This is a genomic window from Ruegeria sp. I1, assembly GCF_056532675.1.
Map to the genome: position 1 here is coordinate 1 of NZ_JBQFNM010000016.1, position 20,302 is coordinate 20,302.

Below are 20,302 nucleotides of genomic sequence, written 5' to 3' on the forward strand. Positions count from 1 at the left end.
CTGTGAGCCAGAAAAGATCAGACATGGTCACCGCTCGTTTTTCGAACCGTGAATCATGCACCAACGCGGAAATCAATGGGTCCTGACCCTAGTCCACTGCGGCTAAACTACGAAGATATTGTTAAGAATCCAGAAGTGGAAGTCGCTCGGGTTTCGGAGCTTGTTGGGTTCCAGACCGCTGACCATACGACAGCGACCCAGTCATTCTTCAACTTATCGCGTTTGATTGGGATAAAGACCAAATCACCCATCAAGAAAACATCCACGAATAAGAATGCTGAGTTTAAAGAACGCTTTATGAATGAAATGAAGTCTCGTAACTCTTCAAGGTGGGTGTCTTAGGCCGCCCCTGAATAAATCAGGTACAATGCCGGGTCAGGTGTAAAGCCGATCAAAACTCACAGCACGCACAAGACCGTCCTTCGGGACTGCTTTTTCTATATAGGCCAAGGTGTCAAAACAACAGATTTTATCACAACGGGAAACTCGCTGCTCGGATGGGCGCATATTCTTTTGATCGACGAGTACAGGTGGTCAATCCGACAACCAACGAGTTAATGTACTGTCCTGCCCCTTACCGGAGCAGACCCCTTCTTGGGCAGAGCCCTCTGACCTTCTGGTGTGGGCTTCAGCTTCCAGTGTTGCCGACAGCTTGTGGTGCCAGAAAGCCATCTCGCGATATTGCTCTTTGCGCTTTCCCGGCACCAATTAACGGCCTAGCAGGTTGCGGTAAGCGAATATCGAGGTTTGGGAAGATTGTAGACAGTTCTCGCTGGCATTGGCTTGGAAGACTTTGACGTGCCATGGGCCCAGGGAACATGCTTTCTGTCGGCGCGCCTTCAGAGAACACAATTTCATGTCTATCGAACACCAAATGAAAGTAGGTGACGCATTTGCAGCCGATTTTCTTACGAATTCCAGGCAAATGGGTGAGGGCTTTTGCTGGCACAAGGCATTCGCTCAGTCCGAAGGCTTCTTGCGCTGCACCGTCGCAAACAAGAATGCGGTGCTGCGGAGACACACACAAAGTACGCCGAGGCAGACCATTACCCAGCGATCCAGGTTTGAGTTCAATTGGTTTCAGCTCTGAGTCACAATCAGGAAAGCTGAGGCAGCGACTAACAATCATCCTAATCGGCTGGGCGCCCCGATCAACTGTCTTGACCAGATCACCAACAGACATGTCATCAACACGGCAATCACCAGATGGTGTTTCGATCAACGTCCCTGCCGCGAAACAAACAACCTGTGCTGACCCAGGTGAAGTAGTCGCAAAAACCGGCGTGTTAGGATTAGGCTGATTAAATTGTATAGAAAAACCGAAATTCCCGGCGAGGTTCGTTGATGTCGCACCAGCTGCAGCACCGTTAGTTGCCTGTATTCCGCTGGTGCCACCTCCAATATCGTAAAAATCAATAACGACGTTAGTTGGACCACTTACATCCGTAAGCGCTACGGCTTCATTGTTGTTTGCGCCACCATTCGGATCAGTCAGCAAAAAACCATATGTCGCACCCGAGATAAGGTAGATCGTTTCACCAGATGCTGCGTCAAAGCTCACTGCAATGCCCGGATCATTAAGCGGGATATCGAGGTTTACCGATCCGTTCTGATTGTAAGTAGAAACAAAGAAGTCTGCCGGGTCCTCCCCCGGAGAGAGCGCGACTTCGAAGAACTCTCCGACACCGGTGTTGCTGGCGTGCGCGTTCGAATAGTGGATTTCACTTATGCGTGCGATTGGTCCGGCGTCCCCTAGAGGTTTCAAGGTTTCGCAATTTCTGCCTTAAGTTTAGATTGCGGGCTTTATATTGCAAGCTTCTTCATCTGATCGAATGGCAACGATCTTCCACCAACGTCCAATCGTAGTGATCTGCCCGCGTCAAAATTTACTAATTCGAAAAGCGGCTATTCCGTTTGAGGACTTGAAAGGCAGGTTTGACCCCCGATGTGTAAATATCACGAAATCCAGAGTTCCTCCATGCAGCGAGTGAACGCCAATCGGGTACGATCGTAACATCTGAGATAGACTCTCAACGTCGGCTATGGGCTGGTCAGTCTAGATAGTTAGTTAGCCGAGTTGCAGAAGCTTAAGCCGCCAATAGTCTCGGACTTTTGCGCTTCTAAGGTTGGTCATTCTGTTTCTGAAGATCGTGCCCACAAATTGATATCTTCTTCCGAACTGATTTCATCGATTTTTTTCAACTCGTCAGAACTGAAGTCGAGATTATCAACAACGCCTGCGCAGTCGACGATCTGTTCCGGCCGGGACGCGCCGATAAGTGCGGTCGTCACGCGCTCACCTCTGAGCACCCAGGCCAGAGCCATTTGCGCCAGAGTCTGACCACGAGCTTCGGCTATGTCGTTCAGAGCACGGACACTTGCCAGAGATCGCTCGTTAATCATGCGATCGAGCAGCGACTTTCCTTGTGTAGCACGGCTGCCATCCGGGATATCGCGCAGGTATTTCGACGTAAGAATGCCTTGTGCCAGGGGCGTGAAGGCAATCGATCCTACCCCAAGATCGTCAAGGGTCTCGAGCAAACCGTCCCGCTCCACCCAACGGTTAAGCAGATTGTAAGAAGGCTGGTGAATCAGGCAGGGTGTCCCAAGGTCGTTGAGAATCTTCACCGCCTCGCGTGTGCGTTGGGAGTTGTAGCTCGAGATACCTGCGTAGAGCGCGCGACCCGACCGTACGATATGATCCAACGCGCCCATCGTCTCTTCGAGCGGGGTGTCGGGGTCAAAGCGGTGGGAATAAAAGATGTCGACATAATCAAGCCCCATGCGCGCGATTGATTGGTCACAGGACGCAATCATGTACTTGCGCGACCCCCATTCTCCGTAAGGTCCCGGCCACATGTCGTAGCCTGCTTTGGAGGAAATGATCAATTCATCCCTGTAGCCCGCGAAATCAGTTCTTAGGATTTCGCCAAATGCCTCTTCTGCCGATCCGGGTGGTGGACCGTAGTTGTTCGCCAGATCAAAATGAGTGATCCCATGGTCGAACGCGGTCCGACACATTGCTCGCTTGTTTTCGTGCGTCGAGTCCGCACCGAAATTATGCCACAGGCCCAAGCTGATAACAGGAAGCTTCACGCCCGACCGCCCAGATCGCCGATAAACCATTCGCTCATAGCGGTTCGGCTCCGGGGTGTAAGGAATGGGTTTTGGCTTTGGCGGTCGTTGAGCTTTGGTCATGCACACATAATCAATGGAATGTTGGGCCTGTCAAACGGATCAACTCGGGTAAGTTCGACACGAGTCTCTGCGCGTCAATAGTGCGTGCTTATCGGTGCCCAGAGTCAATGGGCACCGCGACATGCGCTGAACCCGCAAATTGTCATGGCCACGTCGCTCAAAGATATGGAATAAAACCCCATGCGCAGCGTTGTTTTCTTAGATCACCCAAAGTTGTATTGGACACTCAGATGAAAAAGATAGCGAAGCAGTTTTCTAAGGTCAGCTTAGTACTCATCTTGATGTTCGCCCTACAACTCGCAGTGCCAATGGAGTGGCAATCGCCATTCCTTTCTATTGCTTGGGCGGACGACGATGACGACGACGATGATGATGATGATGATGATGATGATGACAGAGACGACGACGACGGGAATAGTCGACGCGGAAACGGGCGGAGTACCTCCGGAGACAACCCATTCGACAACCTAATCAGAAGGTTAACGAACCGACCGCGTGCAACTCAGTCGCAACAACCGGTGGCGACGCCGGCACCCGTTTTACTTCCTACGCAAGCGCCATTTGAAATAGTTGTCGCAGATGCATCCGCCGAAGACCTGGAACAGCTTCTTTCTGAGGGCTTTGCGATTTCCGAAACGGAAACCCTTGAAGCCTCGGATCGAGTCTTGACTCGGCTGACCACACCCGGCGGACTGGATCTGGATGCGGCCCGAGATCGCGTTCGCTCGCTGCCTTCTGGTGGTACGGCTGATTTCAATCACTACTACCGCTCTGAAGAAAGCGAAACACATGTTGCGTCATCAGACGCTTGTTTGCATGAAAACTGCCCGGCCTGGGAGATGATCAAATGGCCAAGTGCTGACTACGTTCAAGCGACCTGTCCTGTATGGGTTCCAGTGGGGATGATCGATACCGGTATAAATGCGGAACACGAAATCATGGCGGGTGCGCAGCTAGAGCTGATTCAACTTGCCGATCAAAGCCTTTCGTCTTCCAAAGCGATCCACGGGACCGCAGTTGCATCGCTTTTGATCGGAGACATCGACAGCCGGGTTCCCGGACTGATTCATGGTGCAGAAGTCATAGCAGTGGATGCGTTTGCGCGAAGTGGATCGGATGAACGCGCTGACGTAATCTCGGTGTTGCGCGGGCTAGATGCGTTGAAAGCCCGTGGCGTACGCGTCGTCAACCTGTCTTTGACCGGCCCCAAAAACAGTCTGTTGGAGAACATCGTCAATCAGATGGTGGAACAAGATGGGATCGTTCTGGTGGCGGCGGCGGGCAATGAAGGCCCATCCGGCGAGCCGAGATATCCCGCAGCCTTTGACACAGTACTTGCCGTGACAGCCGTGGATGCGCGCGCACGTATCTACCGGAAAGCGCAGCGCGGGTCTCATATCGACATAACCGCACCAGGCGTCAACATGCTGTCAGCCACATCCATTCGTGGCGCGCGCCTGAAGTCGGGAACATCTTTTGCGGTTCCCTTTGTTACTGCGGCGGTCGCAATCATGCTGTCGCAAGATGAAACGTTATCGCCGGATCAGGTGCGCGAACGTCTGAGAAACGCCGCACAAGACCTGGGCGCGCCCGGGGCCGACGACGTGTTCGGTCATGGGCTGCTGAATGCTGCTTCGCTGTGCTAGCAGAGAACCTTAACGGATCCAGCCGTTTGTGATTAGGTCCGCCTCAGCGGCGGGGGCGAGTGTGCTACCTGCCCCCAGCCGATCCAGAAACGGCATCAACCCCTGCACTTCAGCACCGCTTGCTGTGACAAACCCATCATCGGTGCCTGACGCGGACAGCGGTTCTGACATTGTCACTTCCACCACCCAGTTGTCGTTGGTGATGCATGCAATGCCGAGGTCAATGCGTTGCTCTGCGCGGTTGATGATTTCAAACTCCCGGCAAAAGCCGTCTGCAATCGGCAAAGTCGCGAGAATCATCAACTCCTGATCCATCCCTGACGGCTCGGGCACGCCGGACGGCAGCCGGTTCAATGCCGCTGCTAAGTTTGAACCGTTCTCGATCGGTCCTAAGGCCAAGTTGGGTCCAGCGACCGGCTGAAGCAGATCGGGAACAGTAATTACGGCAAATGCCAACGTCGCCGCGACTGCGGTGCTTATCCACACAGCGGGTCGTTTGCGAAAAGTTATGATCTTGGCTGTCTGCGCCTCACCCGTAATCACATTCTTGATCTCTCGGGGCACGGGCTCATCCAGCGGATCGCTGAATGCCTGCAAAAGGGCTTCGTTTGTGGCCACGAGATTATTGACATAGGCCTGATCCTCAGGGTGATCCGCCAAATGCATGACAACAGCGGCGGCTTCTTCGGGTGAAAGCTCCCCATCCGCAAAAGCTGCAAGACGGGAAGGGTCCATTGTAGTTTTTGCGCTCATTGCATCGGCCCTTTCGTCATCCCCAACTGCGGCAGCAGAGCGTCTCTGGCCCGTGACAAACGGCTCATAACCGTGCCGACGGGCACATCGAGTACATCTGCGACCTCTTTGTAACTCAACCCTTCGATCGCGACGAGAGAGAGCACAACACGCTGTTTTTCGGGCAACACACCCATAGCGCTTCTTGCCATGTCGAGCATCATCCGATCCTCGGGCAGACGCGCTGAGCGACCTTCATCGCTCAGACCCGCGAGCTCGGGATCTACCGGCGCACCTCGCGATTTGGCGCGTCTGCGCTCATCAATCCAGAGGGTTTGGACAATGCGGTACATCCAGCTGTCCATACGCGTCCCCTCACGAAACTGGGCGGCATTTTTTAGCGCTTTCACACAGGCCGACTGCACCAAATCATCGGCGTCCGGTTGGTTGCCCGCCAGCGAAAGCGCAAACCGGCGCAATTTTGGCACCAGCGCTACCAGATCTTTACGGAACCGATCCGTCATGCCGTCACTCCTGCTTCGCGTCATGTCCTATGACAACGGATGATAAAGAGAACTATTCCATATGCTCGAAGAGAAAAAATAAAGACTTGCATCGTTTGAATTCGATGCAGCGTTGTCGGACCGAACCGGAAACAAATTTCTCAAAAAAAGTTGGAATAGATTTTAACCAACTTCGTTGTCCCAACAAGACGACAAACAATCAGGAGCTGAATTGATGTTCGATACCGCAATGGATGTTACACCTGTCAACGGACCGATGACAGCTACCAGATTTTCGGTCCGGCTAGGACGGCGCACACTGTCCGCCGATGTGCACATCCCGAGTATCCCTGCCCCTGACACCCCGCCTCTGTTGGCGCTGCATGGGATTTCGCGGAATGCGGCTGGGATTGCCAAAGCTTTCAGCACCCATTGTGAGGCCAAGGGGCAGGTTCTGATCACGCCCCTGTTCTCAAAAGACCACTGGCCCCATTTTCAGCGCGTTGGCGGCTACCGACCAGATCGCTCGCTTCTTGCAATGCTCGCGCTAGTTGAGCAAATGGGCGTTGCGAAAACAAGCAAGGTCGACTTGTTCGGGTATTCCGGCGGCGCGCAACTCGCGCACCGATTTGCTATGCTTTACCCACAACGGGTGGCCAGTCTGCATATTGCTGCTGCTGGTTGGTATTGCTTGCCGGACTTCACGCAAACCTTTCCCATGGGTTTGGCTGCGACCGAAAAGCCTCTGAAGATGAACTTTCCTGCGCTGGCCCATAATCAGTTGCGGAATTACCTTGAACTGAAGCTTCGGGTCTATGTGGGTACCGAGGATCATCATCGGGATGATGCCCTTCGAAAAGGGCCGGATGTCGACGATTCACAAGGCCGTAACCGGTTGGCGCGTGCACGGCATTATTGCAAGGCCTTTCGCGCCGGCGCCGAGGCGCGGGGGATCGTCCCTGATCTGTCACTGACGGAAATTCCCAATTGCGCACACAGCTTCGCCGACTGCGCCGAAGCCGGATTAACGAAACTTGTCTGCGAATCTTGAATCTCTAGAAAACAGGAGTTTAACTGTGGGAAACCATCACTTCATGAGCGCAAAATGGTGTTTTGCGACCAGACGCATAGATCAAAACCTGGCTAAAGGGTTACGTCAGGATTTTGCGCGATCGCAACCGGGGGACCTGATCCTTGGTCGTGTCACATCCATTGGCAACCATCGACGTATCCAGCTACCTGCGGGGCGACCTTCGACCCTATATCCCGGTGATCTTGTTGTGCTGCCCTGCGGCGCGCGATACGCGCCCGATCAATTCGAAGGGCTGGCTGAGATCGACAAAAAGGGCAGCGACATGCTCGCAGGCGGAGGCTGTCTTGGCCGTATGGTACACCGCAATGAGCGCATTAAGCCCCCTACCCGTATTCAGCCGTTGGGACGGATCACATCAAAAGACGGCGCTGTTCTGAACACCAGTGATTTCGCCCTGCCCAAGCGCACTAGACCGGCGCAGATCCCCGTGATCTGTGTGGTTGGCACCGCGATGAACTCGGGCAAGACAACCGCAACAGCGGCCCTGGCCCATGGTCTGACCAAAGCTGGGTGGCAGGTGGCCGTGCTGAAAGGCACCGGGACCGGCGCGTTTGGAGACTACAACTCTTTTGTCGATGCCGGTGCGTCTTTTGTGGCCGATTTTACCGACGCAGGTATGGTCACTACCTATCTGGAACCCATGCCGCGCATCGTTGCGGGCATTGATACGCTTCTGGGCGAGTCAGAATCCCTCGGCTGCGATATCGCGGTGATGGAGCTGGCGGATGGCATCTTTCAGCGCGAAACAGCCGCCCTGCTGGCGGACGCCTCCGTTCGCGACCGGTTCTCGAAGTACCTGTTTGCCTGCGCCGATCCGGTCGCAGCCGCAGGGGGCGTAGCCGAGCTGGGCCGAAACGGAATTCGCCCGATCGCACTGACAGGGATGCTGTCATGTTCGCCCATGGCGGTCGAAGAGGCACAAACCGCCACGGGTGTTCAGGTCCTGACACGCAGTCAGCTTCTTGATCCGGCCTATGCAAACACATTGGCCGCACGCGCCGGGATCGAGCGGGCCCGGCACGCCGCATGACCCCCCCGGGACTGTTTGGGGGTCAAAGACGTCGCCTGTTTATCTGGATTCTGTTTGCTACCCTTACACAGGCCACCGCTCTTGCAGCGGTGGCTATTGCAACGCGCACGGTCTTTGTCGCCTTGCATGCTGGATCGGACCTGCCCGTTCTTCCGATTGCAGTCATCGGAGTGGCAGGGCTATTCGGCGCGCTGATGCAACTGACCTTCAGGGCACTCGCAGAACGGTTGGGCCAGAACTACACCAAAGACGTCCGTCTGAAGCTGTTTGATCACGCAAGCCGCAGCGATCAACGCGATCTAGACCAAAGGCGCATGGGTTACCATGTCCTGCGCTTTACCGGAGACCTGTCGGCATTGCAGGACTGGCCTGGCCTTGGCTTACCCCGGCTTGTTCAGGCTGCAATCCTGCTGCCCGCTGCGACGGCTGTGTTGATCTACCTTGATCAGCGGTTTGTCTGGGTGGCGGTCTGCGCGATCCTGCCCTCGGCGCTTTGGGCGGCGCTGACACAACGCAAACTTCTGGACGCGCACCGCCAATGGCGAAAACTGCGGGCGCGGCTGGCAGCAGATGTCACCGAGCGCCTACCGATAGCGCCAAGGCTATCTGCACTGGGACGGCGCAACATCGAGATGAAGTCGCTGGACCGCCGGGCAGATCGCGTGGCCGATGCGGCCTGCGCGCGCCGGGGTCTGAGCGAGATCCGAAAGACCGTGCCAGAGTTTTCAGCCGCGATCGCTGCGAGCTTGATCATGGTAATCGGCGGAACTGGTGGCCTGTCTACAGGAACAATCGCGGCCGGCTTGGCTGCTCTGGGGCTGATGATTCGGCCTTTGCGCAATGCGATGACGTCCAGCGATCATGCCGCGAAATACCGTGTAGCCTACGAAAATCTATCACGGGCTTTGAACCGCCCGTTGGCGGCATCCCGAAGCACAAAAGCTCGTCTGCGCAGAGAACCCGTATCTGTTGAGATCAATACCACGCATGGTCCCGCGTTGAAAATACCCCCAGGGGCACAGGCCGTCATTTCCAGCACGTTAATGGATCAAATCGAAATCGCACTGCTTGGCAACGCATCGCGTGGAGTTGTGTCGTTAAAACTGGACGGCAAAGACATTTTCGAACTGACACCCGGAAGCTTGCGCCGATCCGTCGGCGTTCTCACTCACCAGCCCCTGATCCTGAAAGGAAGTCTGCGACGGGCATTGACCTTAGGTCTAAGGAGACGACCATCGGACGAGCAAATCATAAAAGTCGCTGAGAGTGTAGCAATGCAAAACGTGGTTCAAGAGATTGGTGGCTTGGATTTCAAGCTGACTGAGCGCGGATCAAATCTAACTGTTAATCAGAGAATTTCTATTTCTTGCCTTAGGCTCATTCTTCAAAAACCGAGCTTAATTCTTGCTGTCATTGCTCCATGCAGCACGTTAAGGTCGCATTCGTCTTGGCAAGTGGCTACGAAACTCACTTGCTGCTATGAGTTTGATGGCCAAAATAGTGGGTTTTGTTGCAAAGATCTGAGCCCGTTGAGTTGTTTCAGCAATCGTTTGTGCCTCAGGTAGCGAGCTCAGCGAACTGCTGAAATGGGCAGAGTCCGGGGGTGATTTGACCCTTGCGGATCATGTGCGCGACTTCAATTCCGTCGAGCGTTGCCGCCGCTGAAGCAAAGGCCTTGAACCCCAGCATTGGCCTCGTGCGTCTCTTGATGAAACGGTGGTCCTGTTCCACGATGTTGTTCAAGTATTTCCGCCTTACCATCTCAATTGGGATCGGGCAGCCAAAGCCGCTGAGCATTTTGTTGATGGCCTTGATGCCAGCGGTGTTGGCACCGCTCTTGTCGATCACAATCTTCCTCGGCAATCCATTGGTCTCCATCATCCTGGCGAAGAACTTGGTGGCAGCTGGTTTGTTGCGACGCCGTGAAAGCATGAAATCAAGGGTCTTGCCGTGTTTATCGACCGCTCGATAGAGGTAGACCCACGCGCCTTTAACTTTGATGTAAGTTTCGTCCATTCTCCACGAACGGTCACATGGCCCTTTGCGGCGACGTGCTGCCTTAGCGATTGCACCAGAATACCGTGTTACCCATCGGTTTAGCGTGGTGTGGTCCACTGAAACACCGCGCTCGGCCATGATTTCTTCCAAATCCCGGTAAGACACACCGTATCGGACATAGAAAAACACCGCGAACAGGATCACATCCTTCGGATATTGCGCGCCTTTGAAGGAAAACATGAACTGACTTTCGACTTATTTTACCGAAAGTCATTCACCCGCGGCATCTGACGTCATCAACAGCGAAAAGTTTGCAACAGATCCTTTGGCAATGGCTTGCCGACGATCAATCGTCATCGCCTCCATCATCCCCATTATTGTCATCGCCGTTATCATCTCCTTCGTCGTCATCACGGTCGTCGTCTCGCTCTCCTCCGCGTCCGTTTCGATCATCATTCTTGTCGTTCGAGCTTTGCCGCAGCTCTCTGTTTGAAATCCGGTTGTCGCCATTTCGGTCGATATCCTCAATCAACCTACGTGCGCCTGCTTCCCCGAATGCAGCCACGAGTTCGTTGAAACTGAGCACGCCATCGGAATTTGTATCGACAGAGCGAAAGCTTGCTGTCTGTGCAGAGGCCTTCGTCGATAAACCAATGCCGATTATCAGGATAAGGGCAAAAACTAACGAGCAGTATATATGGTTGAATGTCCTTTTTCTGCACGTCGCCGCCTCGCGTCGATCTAACAACAAAGATATCCTTTTAACTACGAATGTTCCTTGAGAGCCAAGTTTTTCTATCTTGGTAGAACAAGATAGCTTGCTCGGATGAAACGCTGATATTCTTCTGATGAACGTCAGATGAATTTTGGCGACGCTATGTAGTGCCTTGCAGACGTTCGACGTGGGGTCCAAGTCATCGTGTTCGCAGACTACATTAACCAGATGATCAATTGACTATACTTTGCAGCGGCGTGAGTGATCGAGTCCCAAATATTTAGGCTCGGGACTCATAACCAATAGATAACGACTGCTGCGAGAGTGATCGCTGAGAGGAAGACCTTCGAGCACCTGTCGTAGCGGGTTGCCACACGGCGCCAATCCTTGAGCCTGCCAAACATGATCTCGATTCGGTTGCGGCGCTTGTCGTACTCAACCTGGCCATCCGGCACCCTGAATCACATCGGTACCGCGTCGGCTGCATATTGAGACAGGAATTCCTCTGAGGGTGGGATCTGAGTGATAACATCAATCAGTACCCCGTTCGGATCACGATAAATCGCATGGCGTTGGCCAAACGGCTCGCTCACAAGTGACTTTGCCACCGGAACTCCTTCCGACCGAAGCCGTTCGTCCACCTTGTCGACATCCTCAACTTCAAAGTTGAGGATCATGCCTTTAGACGCACCGCGGGAAACCTCTGGGATCGTCTCGTGGTCCGACTGGACGACCGCGAGATTGACCGACGGATCCACTTCACTTTGTAGATGCACATACCAATCTGCCTCAAACGCAGCGCGGAAGCCAAAGTGACGTTTGTAGAACTCTGCCGTCTCAGAAACCGTTTCCGACTGAATGACTGGGTAATATTGAGTAACACGCATTTTCGATCTCCTTCACTTACATGCATTGCGTATGTATCGTGGATTTGCAAATACATGCAAGATGTATGTAAGGTGCATGTAGTGATATTCGGAGCCATTAATCTTGCCCTTAGAAAAACCCGCCCGACGCAGCCAGGCAGACCGGCGCGCGGAAACGCGTGCCAAACTCATAGTGGCTGCCCGAGAACTGTTTGTGGATTCGGGATTTGCCGATACTGCAACCCCAGACATCGTACGTAAGGCCAGCGTAACCCGCGGCGCGCTGTATCATCATTTCAAGGACAAGGCTGACCTTTTCCGCGCCGTCGCAGAAGAGGAGGCCAAAGCGGTCTCACACCATATTGACCAGGAAACGCGCAATGTGGCCGATCCCGAACAGGCCATGGTGGCAGGATCGAATGCCTTTTTTGATGCGATTTTGGTTCCAGGTCGGGTGCGCCTTCTGATGGAAGAGGCACCAGCGGTATTAGGGCATAGTGTTGCTGTCGCGTTGACTCGAGCCAATGGAACAGAAGAACTTCGAGAAGGGCTTTCGCGGGCTCTTCCTGAACATTCACCAAAACAGATCAATGCTTTGACTAATTTGTTGTCGGCCGCGTTTGATCGCGCCGCTCTTGAGATCGCCTATGATGGCGACCCAGTGACTTACAAAAAAGCTATGAACCACTTGGTTGGTGAAGTGCTCAAGGGAAAATAGCAGACCTCGGAAGCCCCGCAGTATGGGTCCCTACCCTTTCTTCCGTGAGTTACTCGGCCCAAACCGGACTCACAACGCTGTGCTCGGATGCTGGCGTTGCAGCCCGGAAAGCGGCCGTTCGTGGAGGCTACAAATGCCGGTCCACATCCATGCTTTGATGCAGGATTCTGATGATCGCGATCACTTCGCCTCGGACTTGATAGTAAATCGCATGACTGCCGATCAGTGCCTTGAGATATCCCTCGCGGACCAAAGCTGGTCTGCCCACCTTCTTCCCCGTCGCGATGCTTTCAAACACGTCGATAATGTCGTTGGTATAACTCTCGGCATGCGCGGTGGACCATTCTTGCGCCGTATAAATCCAGATCCCCTCGAGGTCAGCTTCCGCCATCGGCGAAAGCACATATCTCCGAGACATCAGATGTCGTTCTTCTCGTACATGCGTTCTTGAAAGACCTCGCGATCAAAAGCACGCGGTTCACCCGAGTCTTCACCAGCGATCAATGCGCCCTTCAGCGCCTGGACTCTGGTTTCATGCTCCTCGAGCAGCCGCAGGCCTGCCCGTACGACGTCGCTCGCTGAGCCGTAGCGCCCGTTGCTGACTTGAGTCTCGATGAAGCCGGCGAAATGATCCCCCAGGGACATTGAAGTGTTCTTTGCCATGTTTGCCTCCTGAGGCACATTTATACCAATATTCGGTATTTTTCAATATCGCGAGAAGTGTAGTACAGTGCCTCGTCAGCGAACTGACGATGGGGTGGCATGCGGTGGATCGGAGGATCGGTCATGGAACCAACCCCAAACCTACCTGCAATTCGTGCGCTTCGCCCAGCCTGGAACAAGGGACGGATCGTCGGCCAAAAGCGTCCGCTGAAGCCAAAGCATGTCTGGGTGATCCGGGTTCGCCTTGAAATCGCCGAAAACCATCGCGACCTTGCATTGTTCAATATGGCGATCGACAACAAGCTTCGCGGCTGCGATCTGGTAAAGATGAAAGTTGTTGACGTCATGGCCTCGGGTCAGATCAAGGAGCGCGCCTCCGTTCTGCAGAGCAAAACCCAGAAACCAGTGCGCTTTGAGATTTGCGAGGGTACGCGTGCTTCCGTTGAGAAATGGATGGAGGATGAGCTCATGGTCGGGTCAGAGTATCTTTGGCCAGGCAGATTTCACGAGCGCCTGCACATATCAACACGCCAGTACGCGAGGATCGTACGCGACTGGGTCACGTCAATAGGTCTAGAAGCGAGCGCCTATGGCACCCATTCAATGCGCCGTACAAGGCCCAACTGGACCGAGCGTGCATATTTGGGGTCTGATGCCGGAGGGGGCAGGATCCTACGCTAAGACTGCCTGATCACGTTTTGGGCCACCTGTATTCGCCGGTCAGAAGTATGTGGGCCCATCCGAGTGGCGAGATATGCGCCAGCAGGCTTGGAGAGCAGTTCAAACCTTCACGGCGACGCTCGGTAACAGCGTTTCCAAGATGCTTGGTATTCCAGTAGATGACGATCGCAGCCAGCAAGTTCAGGCCAGCCATGCGATAGTGCTGTCCCTCTGAAGTCCGGTCACGGATTTCACCCTGCCGCCCGATGCGGAGAGCGTTCTTCAAGGCGTGGTGTGCCTCGCCCTTGTTGAGGCCGATCTGCGCCCTGCGCTGCATGTCTGCGTCAAGCACCCAGTCAATGATGAAGAGTGTCCGCTCGACCCGTCCGATTTCCCGCAACGCCACTGCAAGTTCATGTTGGCGGGGATAGCCGACATTCATCCGTTCTAATATCCGGCGTTCTGACTTCCTCTAAGCGGACGTTCATCGATAGCGCAGCATTATCCGGTCGTTATCTTTCAAGATCAGACCCCATTCAACTCTAGCCGGTGTTCGTTACCGCCTAAAGCAAGTGAGCGGGCGTCCATCGGTACAGGCTTTTCTCATATTCAGTGATTGATTTCGAAAGCCATTGCATGAACAGCTTTGCCGCTGGCCGAACCGGACCCGGCAGTGTGACAAGGTAGTAGCCGATCTGCGGAATTGGATCATCAAACAGCGCCACCAGTCGTCCGGACTTCAACTCTTCAGAGATAAAGGCCGGTACCGTCGCTCCGATACCGTCACCTTGGCGGATACCATCCAGCAGCATGTTGCCCGGCATGCGAACCACTCTCCGATCCGCGTCGGGCGGAACTCCGACCTTTTCCAGCCACAGATCAAACTCGACCGACGCCTGTTCTTGAAGAAGAGGAAACTCAAGCAATTCTGCAGGGGCTGTCAGAACCCGGTCTCCGATCAGTTCGCGGGACGCAACGACCGTCAGACAGCCTGGCAGCAGCATCTGCGAGACAAGCCCTGGCCAGCGACCTGTTCCGTATCGGATGGCCATATCAATTCCGCCCGGCTTGAGGTCGACAGCCTGGATCGTTGAATCGATCCTCAATTCGATACCGGGGAACTCGTCAATGAACGTCGTAAGGCGCGGCATGAGGAACGCGCTTGAAAACATCGGGGTCGCACTGACCAACAACGGCCGAACCGCCTCTGCACTCGAGACACTTTCGGTCACGGAGGCCATAGCAGCAAAGGCTTCAAGCAGGCCAGCGGACAGGAATTCGCCTTGTGATGTCAGAGATATGCCATGCCGGGTACGGGTGATAAGCCGGGTGCCGAGATGTTGTTCGAGCCCGCGGATTTGCTGGCTGACTGCGGAATGGGTCACGTTCAGTGCCTCTGCTGCCCGGGTCAGATTTCGCGACTCAGCGGCGGCGGCGAAGGCTCTGAGAGATGTCAACGAGGGAAGCGTGCGCCAATCCATAAGTAAGACCATCTAACAATATAGAAAAATTTACAACTATGTGATCTCCCGGTGCCGACGCATGCTGGTGCAGGAATTTATTGGCGTACACAGGAGGCAATCATCATGAAACTTGCTGTATTGGGGCTGGGCAACATGGGATCAGCGCTGGCGCATTGCCTGCTCAAGGCAGGCCACGACATCAGTGTTTGGAACCGCACGTCGGAAAAGGCAGAGGTCTTCGCTGAACTCGGCGCAAGGATCTGCTCTTCACCAGACGATGCCATTGCGGCGTCTGATTTTGTCATCATCTGTATCAAGAGCCACAAGGAAACTGTTGAACTGGTCAACGGGCTGAGTGTTTCGCTAAAGGGCAAAACCATCTGCGACATGAGCACGGGCGATACCTCGGATGCCGATAGACTGGTCGCCCTCCTGGAGAGACAGGGAGCTGGTTACATGCTGGGCATGATCAATGCCTACCCTTCTGGCATTGGCGGTGACGAAACCACAATCCTCACGGTTGGCAGTGCCGGAGCCTGGGACCGTTATGGCAGCATCATCAGAGAATTGGGTGGAAAATCCGCCCATGTTGGAGAGAAACCGGCGGCACTTGCCGCGCTCTTTGCCGGCCTCTTCACGGTTCGGCAGGGGTTCATGTTCGGCATGATCTACGGTGCACTTGTCTGCCAGAAAGCAGGCATCCCGATGCAGGTTTATGCCGACCAACTCCCGGCCACGATCAAATTGGTCAATGACTACCATGATCTCTTTGCCAGAACTGTTCCGACCGAAGATTACGACAATGCCGAAGCCTCGCTGAAGGTCTACGCATTGGCGCAGGAGGATGCGATGAAAACTTTCCAGTCACTGAAAGCTCCTTCAGATTTCATCCGTATGATGCATGACCGCACAAAAGCGGCCTGGGATGAGGGTCATGGCGACAGACAGTTGACCTCGCTGGTTCAGCATATGGCAGATGCGTGAGGCAACAGGTTCAAACGGCCCATAAGAGACATTCACCACCCACCTGAATTTCTACGGTGGCAGCCCGCATAGCCGCCGTTCGCTGCACCCGTTCGATTTCGATAGTGGCCAAGGTCTCAAGTGCGGACTTTGCTGCCGTTTGAACTTCAAGAGTAAACCTCCGCTTTCAGCAAATCACCTTCACCGCATCGACAAAACGAGTAATCTCATCATGCGTGTTGAAGTAATGCACGGACGCCCGGACCATTGCCGGAAGGTTGCGGGCTTCGAAGTCCAGTCTGGCTCCGGTGACTGGCGCGACGGACACGTTGATCCCTTGATCGCGAAGACTTTCGGCGATTGCTTTGGATTCGATACCGTCTTTGGTGAATGTGATGATCCCGGATTTCTTTTGCCCCACGTCATGCACGGAAACGCCATTCACCGTTGACAGCGCGTCCCGCAGGTCCTGCGCGAGCTTGGTTACGCGGTCCTCAATGTGAGACATCCCCTCCGCACGCGCATACCGCACCGCTTCCATCAAACCAACGCGACCCGCGACAAAGCTTTCCCAGTTCTGAAAACGCCTCGCGCCGTCCGCAAGCTCGTATCCGTTTGTTTCGGTCCAGGTTGCAGAGTGTAGATCAACAAATGGTGGGTCGATTTGGTCGAGGATTTCCTTTCGAACATAGAGGAACCCGGTCCCTCTTGGACCGCGCAAAAATTTGCGCCCCGTACCGGAAAGCATGTCGCATCCAATCTCTGCAACATCGACTTGAAGCTGACCAACAGACTGGCAGGCATCAAGCAAGTAGAGAACGCCATGCTTCTTGGCGATCTGCCCGACTTCGGCAGCGGGGTTCACCAGCCCCCCTTGAGTTGGGACATGGGTGATTGCGATGAGCTTCGTTTTCGGTCTGATCATGCCGTCCAACGCTTCCACGTCGATCTGGCCGGAAGGATCAGACGGCACCAGATCAATTTCGAATCCGAGACGCCGAGACTGTTGCAAGAAGGCGAGGTAATTGGACGCGTATTCGGACTCGTGGGTGATCACCCTGTCACCCGGTTTCAGGTTCAGCCCGTAGAAAACCATATCCCAGGCCCGCGTTGCGTTCTCGATATAGGCGATTTCTTCGGGATCGGCGTTCAGCAGACCGGCAAACTCGGTGTAGAAGGCCTGGATGTCATTCTGAGCGCGCCGTTCCGCCTCATAGCCGCCAAACTCGTTCTCGTCGCGCAGGACGCGCTGCAACGCATCGAAAACGGGCGCGGGCATCAGTGAAGACCCGGCGCTGTTGAAGTGTAGAACATGCTTGCAGCCGGGAGTTTCGGCGCGGATTCTTTCAATATCTATCATCATTTACCTGCTTTGACTTGACGGGTTGACACGAGGCTGGACTGCGAGGCCTCGACAATGGCCATGAGATTTGGCGCTGTGGCATGTGGGATGGCTTTGCTGCCGTCATTGGACCGCTTTGAGCGTTCCACCCAGATACTCTTCATGCCCAACGCGGTGGTGGGGCGCGCCTCACCGAGACCTTCGGCGATATGGATGATACGGCCCGGTGGCTCTTCTAGTTTGCGCAGGGCAGTCTCAAAAATCAGCTTGTTCGGCTTGTAGCTTGAAGTTTGTTGAGAGGTGATGACCTCATCAAAAGGCGCGTTGATCTGGGCCAGCGTCCCAGCGATCAGATCGTCATCGACATTCGAGATAATCGCCAGGCGAAAGTGCTTTGCGAGCTGCGTTAGAGCTGCATTGGTTTCCGCGAAGATTGGCCATGTTGGGAGGGATTGCGGGAAGGCCTTGCTGAGTTCCGGGGTCGAGCTTCCGAGCAGCTTCTCGGCGATGCGATCCGCAACATTCTGGAGGACTGCACTGTAGGGAAACATCCCTTCGCGAATGACAAGCGCATCCAACTCCAGGAACAGGTCTATCAGCAGATCGTCGGATACGAGCTTGTCTGCAAAACCGTAGATTTTTCGCAGCGCCTTGGCGGCTCCGCCCTCCCAATCGACGAGCGTTCCGTAGCAATCGAAGGTAAGTGTCGTTGGCCTGTTCTCGGCAAACAGTTCTTTAAGATCATCCATGTCGCTGTCCTACTCCCTGAAATCCGGCTGTGTCCGCTCAAGGAGGCGCTTCATGCCGTCCAGATAACCGGGTTCGCCGTTGCACTCTTCCTGGGCCAGCATCTCGGCGAATTTCTCGCTCATACGTTCGGTCCCAGTCCCAGTCGCTGTTGCGAGAAGCTGTATTTGGCAGGCCCGCTCAAGCTGGTAGGCCGATACCGATGCTTCGGCGAGAGATGATGCGGCGATCAGGACGCCGTGGTTCTTCATGAAAAGAACCTTCTTTGTGCCGAGAGCCTCTGCCATTTCTTCACCTTCAGCCGTGTTGGTGCGCGGCACAGCGTAGGTCATCAGATATCTGACCTTCCCATGAAAGTAGGCTGCTGTTTGGCTCAATCGGGTGTCGAAGCGCATGTCTTCGAGAACTGTCAACGCTGTCGCGTGCGGAGAGTGGAAGTGCAGGATGCAGCCAACGTCTGGCCGCGCGTTATAAATCGGAAGATGGATCGGCAAAGCGTCATGGTTCGCCTCCCCGTCGCCGGAGATCAATTCACCATCCTCGCCATACAAGAGCAGGGAGCTGGCAGAAACGATTGAAAAGTAGGTGGAGCCGGGGGTGACGAGGTATTGTTCACCGCCTCCGATCTTGCAACTGAAATGTGTCCAGGTCCCTTCATTCAAACCTTCCAGTGCGAAAATCCGATGGACGGCGGCAAGGTCCAGGCGTGCGTTTGCCTCATTCATGTTCTGATACCTTCCCAGTGTTGGCCGGTGTCGTCCCTCTCTCAGTCATGAGGCTGTGTACGCACCAAATCTGGACCCGAGGTATCACTCTTTCAGTTATGCAAAAAACGAATTATATTTCTTACATTGATGAGAAATGGAAATATCAGCTATGCAGCGTGATCTGGAAATCGACCTGTTGCGGTCGTTCATGGCGGTTGCGGCCCACCTGAACTTCACCAAGGCCGCACAATCGGTCTCGCGGACCCAGTCCGCCGTCAGTCTTCAGATCAAGCGTCTGGAAGAGATCGTGGGCAAGCCGCTCTTCGAGCGGACACGCCAATCGGTCGCAATCACCCCAACCGGGGAAGCGCTGAAGGTCTACGCGAAACGTATTCTGCTCGCCAACGATGCGGCGCTTTCACAGCTTCGGCATCCGGAGGCTGAGGGCCGCGTTCGGATCGGTGCGCCGGACGACTACGCAACTCTCGTGCTGCCAAAAATACTTTCGATTATCGGCGCGCAGCATCCACGACTTCAGATCGAGGTTGTTTGTGAGAACACGCCGGATTTGCTCCGGGCACTCGGTAGCGGTGAACTTGATATCGCGATTGGGGTCCATACACCCGCCTCAGTGTCTGGACAGATCATATGCTACGAGCCGCTCCACTGGGCGGCCGCACCAGGCTATACGGATGATCCCGAGGCCAGCCTGTCGCTGGCACTTTGGCCCCATGACTGCGCAAGCCGAGTGGTTGCAATGGACGCGCTCAAACGGACAGACAGAACGTGGCGTGTCGCCTACTCCACCCGCAGCATCGGGTTGATCGAGCGCGCTCTTCTCGACGGTTCAACACTGGGCGTCATGGAAGCGTCCTGCATTCCGACATCTTTGCAGATCGTTGATGGCCAGGTTGGCCTGCCGCCGTTGCCAGAAGTCGCCATCTCGCTTCATTGCTTGGAAAAGACCGCGCCGAACAATGAGCTTGTGTCAGGGATCATTCTCGCATCTTTTGCATCAAGCCTGCGCAACCACTCGTGAGGGCGTCCAGGCCGCTACTATAGAAGCCGACATTCGCTTCACCGCAGAAAGTTGGGAGGTATGGGCTCAAAGCGGACCTCGGTGCTGCTGCAGCACAGGCCCCTACCCGGCAGCCAGCTGATCACGCAGACGGCCCTTACCAGCCGTTCATCGGGTCACGCATCCCCGCATTGCAGCTTCACCGAACCGGACTTTCGCTGCGAGAGCACAATTCGGCGG

The 20,302-nt window shown here is 54.8% G+C and carries 21 protein-coding genes and 2 pseudogenes; 8 read left to right on the forward strand and 15 right to left on the reverse strand.

Going from position 1 to position 20,302, the window contains the following annotated elements:
• Positions 1-628 precede the first annotated feature (628 nt).
• Both ACR0DH_RS19645 and mgrA read right to left on the reverse strand, forming a co-directional pair.
• A complete protein-coding gene (locus ACR0DH_RS19645) occupies positions 629-1,765 on the reverse strand; it encodes a Hint domain-containing protein (protein ID WP_480551806.1) in 1,137 nt (378 codons plus the stop codon).
• Positions 1,766-2,130: 365 nt separating this feature from the next.
• Positions 2,131-3,162: an L-glyceraldehyde 3-phosphate reductase gene (gene mgrA / locus ACR0DH_RS19650; protein WP_480551808.1), complete on the reverse strand. Its 1,032-nt coding sequence runs from the start codon at positions 3,160-3,162 to the stop codon at positions 2,131-2,133.
• Positions 3,163-3,716: 554 nt separating this feature from the next.
• Here mgrA and ACR0DH_RS19655 point away from each other — a divergent pair.
• A complete protein-coding gene (locus ACR0DH_RS19655) occupies positions 3,717-4,844 on the forward strand; it encodes a S8 family serine peptidase (protein WP_480551804.1) in 1,128 nt (375 codons plus the stop codon).
• Positions 4,845-4,853: 9 nt separating this feature from the next.
• Here ACR0DH_RS19655 and ACR0DH_RS19660 read toward each other — a convergent pair whose 3' ends face one another.
• Positions 4,854-5,597 (reverse strand): anti-sigma factor family protein, encoded by a 744-nt coding sequence (locus ACR0DH_RS19660; protein WP_480551802.1) that lies wholly within the window; start codon positions 5,595-5,597, stop codon positions 4,854-4,856.
• Positions 5,594-6,100: an RNA polymerase sigma factor gene (locus ACR0DH_RS19665; protein ID WP_480551800.1), complete on the reverse strand. Its 507-nt coding sequence runs from the start codon at positions 6,098-6,100 to the stop codon at positions 5,594-5,596. The genes ACR0DH_RS19660 and ACR0DH_RS19665 overlap by 4 nt, the downstream gene beginning before the upstream one ends.
• Positions 6,101-6,314: 214 nt before the next feature.
• On the opposite strand from ACR0DH_RS19665, the gene ACR0DH_RS19670 reads away from it, so the two are divergent.
• Genes ACR0DH_RS19670 through ACR0DH_RS19680 form a run of 3 tightly spaced genes read left to right on the forward strand, consistent with a single transcriptional unit; the run spans position 6,315 to position 9,767 of the window.
• Entirely contained in the window at positions 6,315-7,130 is an 816-nt protein-coding gene (locus ACR0DH_RS19670) for an alpha/beta fold hydrolase (RefSeq protein WP_480551798.1), read from the forward strand.
• A gap of 43 nt (positions 7,131-7,173) precedes the next feature.
• The gene (locus tag ACR0DH_RS19675) at positions 7,174-8,202 is read left to right on the forward strand and encodes a P-loop NTPase family protein (protein WP_480551796.1); all 1,029 of its coding nucleotides are present in this window, start codon (positions 7,174-7,176) and stop codon (positions 8,200-8,202) included.
• Positions 8,199-9,767 (forward strand): ABC transporter transmembrane domain-containing protein, encoded by a 1,569-nt coding sequence (locus ACR0DH_RS19680; RefSeq protein ID WP_480551795.1) that lies wholly within the window; start codon positions 8,199-8,201, stop codon positions 9,765-9,767. Before ACR0DH_RS19675 ends, ACR0DH_RS19680 begins: the two co-directional genes overlap by 4 nt.
• On the opposite strand, the gene ACR0DH_RS19685 is transcribed toward ACR0DH_RS19680, so the two are convergent.
• The 4 genes and pseudogenes from ACR0DH_RS19685 to ACR0DH_RS19700 all read right to left on the reverse strand — a co-directional run bounded on the left by ACR0DH_RS19685 (position 9,760) and on the right by ACR0DH_RS19700 (position 11,802).
• On the reverse strand, positions 9,760-10,440 hold the full coding sequence (locus tag ACR0DH_RS19685; protein WP_480881690.1) for an IS6 family transposase: 681 nt from the start codon (positions 10,438-10,440) through the stop codon (positions 9,760-9,762). The genes ACR0DH_RS19680 and ACR0DH_RS19685 overlap by 8 nt on opposite strands.
• Positions 10,441-10,546: 106 nt before the next feature.
• Positions 10,547-11,113: an EF-hand domain-containing protein gene (locus ACR0DH_RS19690; RefSeq protein ID WP_480852967.1), complete on the reverse strand. Its 567-nt coding sequence runs from the start codon at positions 11,111-11,113 to the stop codon at positions 10,547-10,549.
• 95 nt (positions 11,114-11,208) lie between these two features.
• Positions 11,209-11,343 (reverse strand): annotated as a pseudogene (locus ACR0DH_RS19695) (transposase); the annotation flags it as partial.
• 33 nt (positions 11,344-11,376) lie between these two features.
• Positions 11,377-11,802, reverse strand: coding sequence for a VOC family protein (locus ACR0DH_RS19700; RefSeq protein ID WP_480551829.1), 426 nt, complete (start codon positions 11,800-11,802; stop codon positions 11,377-11,379).
• 103 nt (positions 11,803-11,905) lie between these two features.
• On the opposite strand from ACR0DH_RS19700, the gene ACR0DH_RS19705 reads away from it, so the two are divergent.
• The gene (locus tag ACR0DH_RS19705) at positions 11,906-12,499 is read left to right on the forward strand and encodes a TetR/AcrR family transcriptional regulator (RefSeq protein WP_480551827.1); all 594 of its coding nucleotides are present in this window, start codon (positions 11,906-11,908) and stop codon (positions 12,497-12,499) included.
• A gap of 127 nt (positions 12,500-12,626) precedes the next feature.
• Here the strand turns inward: ACR0DH_RS19705 and ACR0DH_RS19710 are convergent, their stop codons facing one another.
• Together ACR0DH_RS19710 and ACR0DH_RS19715 are read right to left on the reverse strand one after the other, a co-directional pair.
• Positions 12,627-12,917: a type II toxin-antitoxin system RelE/ParE family toxin gene (locus ACR0DH_RS19710; RefSeq protein WP_480551826.1), complete on the reverse strand. Its 291-nt coding sequence runs from the start codon at positions 12,915-12,917 to the stop codon at positions 12,627-12,629.
• A complete protein-coding gene (locus ACR0DH_RS19715; protein WP_480551824.1) occupies positions 12,917-13,162 on the reverse strand; it encodes a type II toxin-antitoxin system ParD family antitoxin in 246 nt (81 codons plus the stop codon). The genes ACR0DH_RS19710 and ACR0DH_RS19715 overlap by 1 nt, the downstream gene beginning before the upstream one ends.
• A gap of 123 nt (positions 13,163-13,285) precedes the next feature.
• Here ACR0DH_RS19715 and ACR0DH_RS19720 point away from each other — a divergent pair, with 123 nt between their 5' ends.
• Complete coding sequence (locus ACR0DH_RS19720) at positions 13,286-13,843, forward strand: tyrosine-type recombinase/integrase (RefSeq protein ID WP_480551822.1); 558 nt, start codon at positions 13,286-13,288, stop codon at positions 13,841-13,843.
• 10 nt (positions 13,844-13,853) lie between these two features.
• On the opposite strand, the pseudogene ACR0DH_RS19725 reads toward ACR0DH_RS19720, so the two are convergent.
• Together ACR0DH_RS19725 and ACR0DH_RS19730 are read right to left on the reverse strand one after the other, a co-directional pair.
• Positions 13,854-14,267 (reverse strand): annotated as a pseudogene (locus ACR0DH_RS19725) (Tn3 family transposase); the annotation flags it as partial.
• 118 nt (positions 14,268-14,385) lie between these two features.
• Positions 14,386-15,315, reverse strand: a complete 930-nt coding sequence (locus ACR0DH_RS19730; RefSeq protein ID WP_480852972.1) for a LysR family transcriptional regulator — start codon at positions 15,313-15,315, stop codon at positions 14,386-14,388.
• Positions 15,316-15,408: 93 nt separating this feature from the next.
• Between ACR0DH_RS19730 and ACR0DH_RS19735 the strand changes: the two genes are divergently transcribed.
• Entirely contained in the window at positions 15,409-16,269 is an 861-nt protein-coding gene (locus ACR0DH_RS19735) for an NAD(P)-dependent oxidoreductase (protein ID WP_480551818.1), read from the forward strand.
• A 166-nt stretch (positions 16,270-16,435) separates the two neighbouring features.
• On the opposite strand, the gene ACR0DH_RS19740 is transcribed toward ACR0DH_RS19735, so the two are convergent.
• The 3 genes from ACR0DH_RS19740 to ACR0DH_RS19750 are packed head-to-tail and all read right to left on the reverse strand — an operon-like array spanning position 16,436 to position 19,062.
• A complete protein-coding gene (locus ACR0DH_RS19740) occupies positions 16,436-17,611 on the reverse strand; it encodes an aminotransferase class V-fold PLP-dependent enzyme (RefSeq protein ID WP_480852974.1) in 1,176 nt (391 codons plus the stop codon).
• Positions 17,608-18,339: an HAD-IA family hydrolase gene (locus ACR0DH_RS19745; protein ID WP_480551814.1), complete on the reverse strand. Its 732-nt coding sequence runs from the start codon at positions 18,337-18,339 to the stop codon at positions 17,608-17,610. Before ACR0DH_RS19745 ends, ACR0DH_RS19740 begins: the two co-directional genes overlap by 4 nt.
• A gap of 9 nt (positions 18,340-18,348) precedes the next feature.
• Complete coding sequence (locus ACR0DH_RS19750) at positions 18,349-19,062, reverse strand: class II aldolase/adducin family protein (RefSeq protein WP_480551812.1); 714 nt, start codon at positions 19,060-19,062, stop codon at positions 18,349-18,351.
• 136 nt (positions 19,063-19,198) lie between these two features.
• On the opposite strand from ACR0DH_RS19750, the gene ACR0DH_RS19755 reads away from it, so the two are divergent.
• Positions 19,199-20,083, forward strand: coding sequence for a LysR substrate-binding domain-containing protein (locus tag ACR0DH_RS19755; RefSeq protein WP_480852977.1), 885 nt, complete (start codon positions 19,199-19,201; stop codon positions 20,081-20,083).
• The last annotated feature ends 219 nt before the right edge of the window (positions 20,084-20,302 follow it).

Excerpts from the sequence above, each read along its gene's own strand:
- ACR0DH_RS19745 (WP_480551814.1), bottom strand. The coding sequence starts at position 18,339 with ATGGATGATCTTAAAGAACTGTTTGCCGAGAACAGGCCAACGACACTT.
- ACR0DH_RS19710 (WP_480551826.1), bottom strand. The coding sequence starts at position 12,917 with ATGTCTCGGAGATATGTGCTTTCGCCGATGGCGGAAGCTGACCTCGAG.
- ACR0DH_RS19685 (WP_480881690.1), bottom strand. The coding sequence starts at position 10,440 with ATGTTTTCCTTCAAAGGCGCGCAATATCCGAAGGATGTGATCCTGTTC.
- ACR0DH_RS19720 (WP_480551822.1), top strand. The coding sequence starts at position 13,286 with ATGGAACCAACCCCAAACCTACCTGCAATTCGTGCGCTTCGCCCAGCC.
- ACR0DH_RS19730 (WP_480852972.1), bottom strand. The coding sequence starts at position 15,315 with ATGGTCTTACTTATGGATTGGCGCACGCTTCCCTCGTTGACATCTCTC.
- ACR0DH_RS19755 (WP_480852977.1), top strand. The coding sequence starts at position 19,199 with ATGGAAATATCAGCTATGCAGCGTGATCTGGAAATCGACCTGTTGCGG.
- ACR0DH_RS19700 (WP_480551829.1), bottom strand. The coding sequence starts at position 11,802 with ATGCGTGTTACTCAATATTACCCAGTCATTCAGTCGGAAACGGTTTCT.
- ACR0DH_RS19675 (WP_480551796.1), top strand. The coding sequence starts at position 7,174 with ATGAGCGCAAAATGGTGTTTTGCGACCAGACGCATAGATCAAAACCTG.
- ACR0DH_RS19715 (WP_480551824.1), bottom strand. The coding sequence starts at position 13,162 with ATGGCAAAGAACACTTCAATGTCCCTGGGGGATCATTTCGCCGGCTTC.
- ACR0DH_RS19660 (WP_480551802.1), bottom strand. The coding sequence starts at position 5,597 with ATGAGCGCAAAAACTACAATGGACCCTTCCCGTCTTGCAGCTTTTGCG.
- ACR0DH_RS19680 (WP_480551795.1), top strand. The coding sequence starts at position 8,199 with ATGACCCCCCCGGGACTGTTTGGGGGTCAAAGACGTCGCCTGTTTATC.
- ACR0DH_RS19665 (WP_480551800.1), bottom strand. The coding sequence starts at position 6,100 with ATGACGGATCGGTTCCGTAAAGATCTGGTAGCGCTGGTGCCAAAATTG.
- ACR0DH_RS19750 (WP_480551812.1), bottom strand. The coding sequence starts at position 19,062 with ATGAATGAGGCAAACGCACGCCTGGACCTTGCCGCCGTCCATCGGATT.
- ACR0DH_RS19670 (WP_480551798.1), top strand. The coding sequence starts at position 6,315 with ATGTTCGATACCGCAATGGATGTTACACCTGTCAACGGACCGATGACA.
- ACR0DH_RS19735 (WP_480551818.1), top strand. The coding sequence starts at position 15,409 with ATGAAACTTGCTGTATTGGGGCTGGGCAACATGGGATCAGCGCTGGCG.
- ACR0DH_RS19740 (WP_480852974.1), bottom strand. The coding sequence starts at position 17,611 with ATGATGATAGATATTGAAAGAATCCGCGCCGAAACTCCCGGCTGCAAG.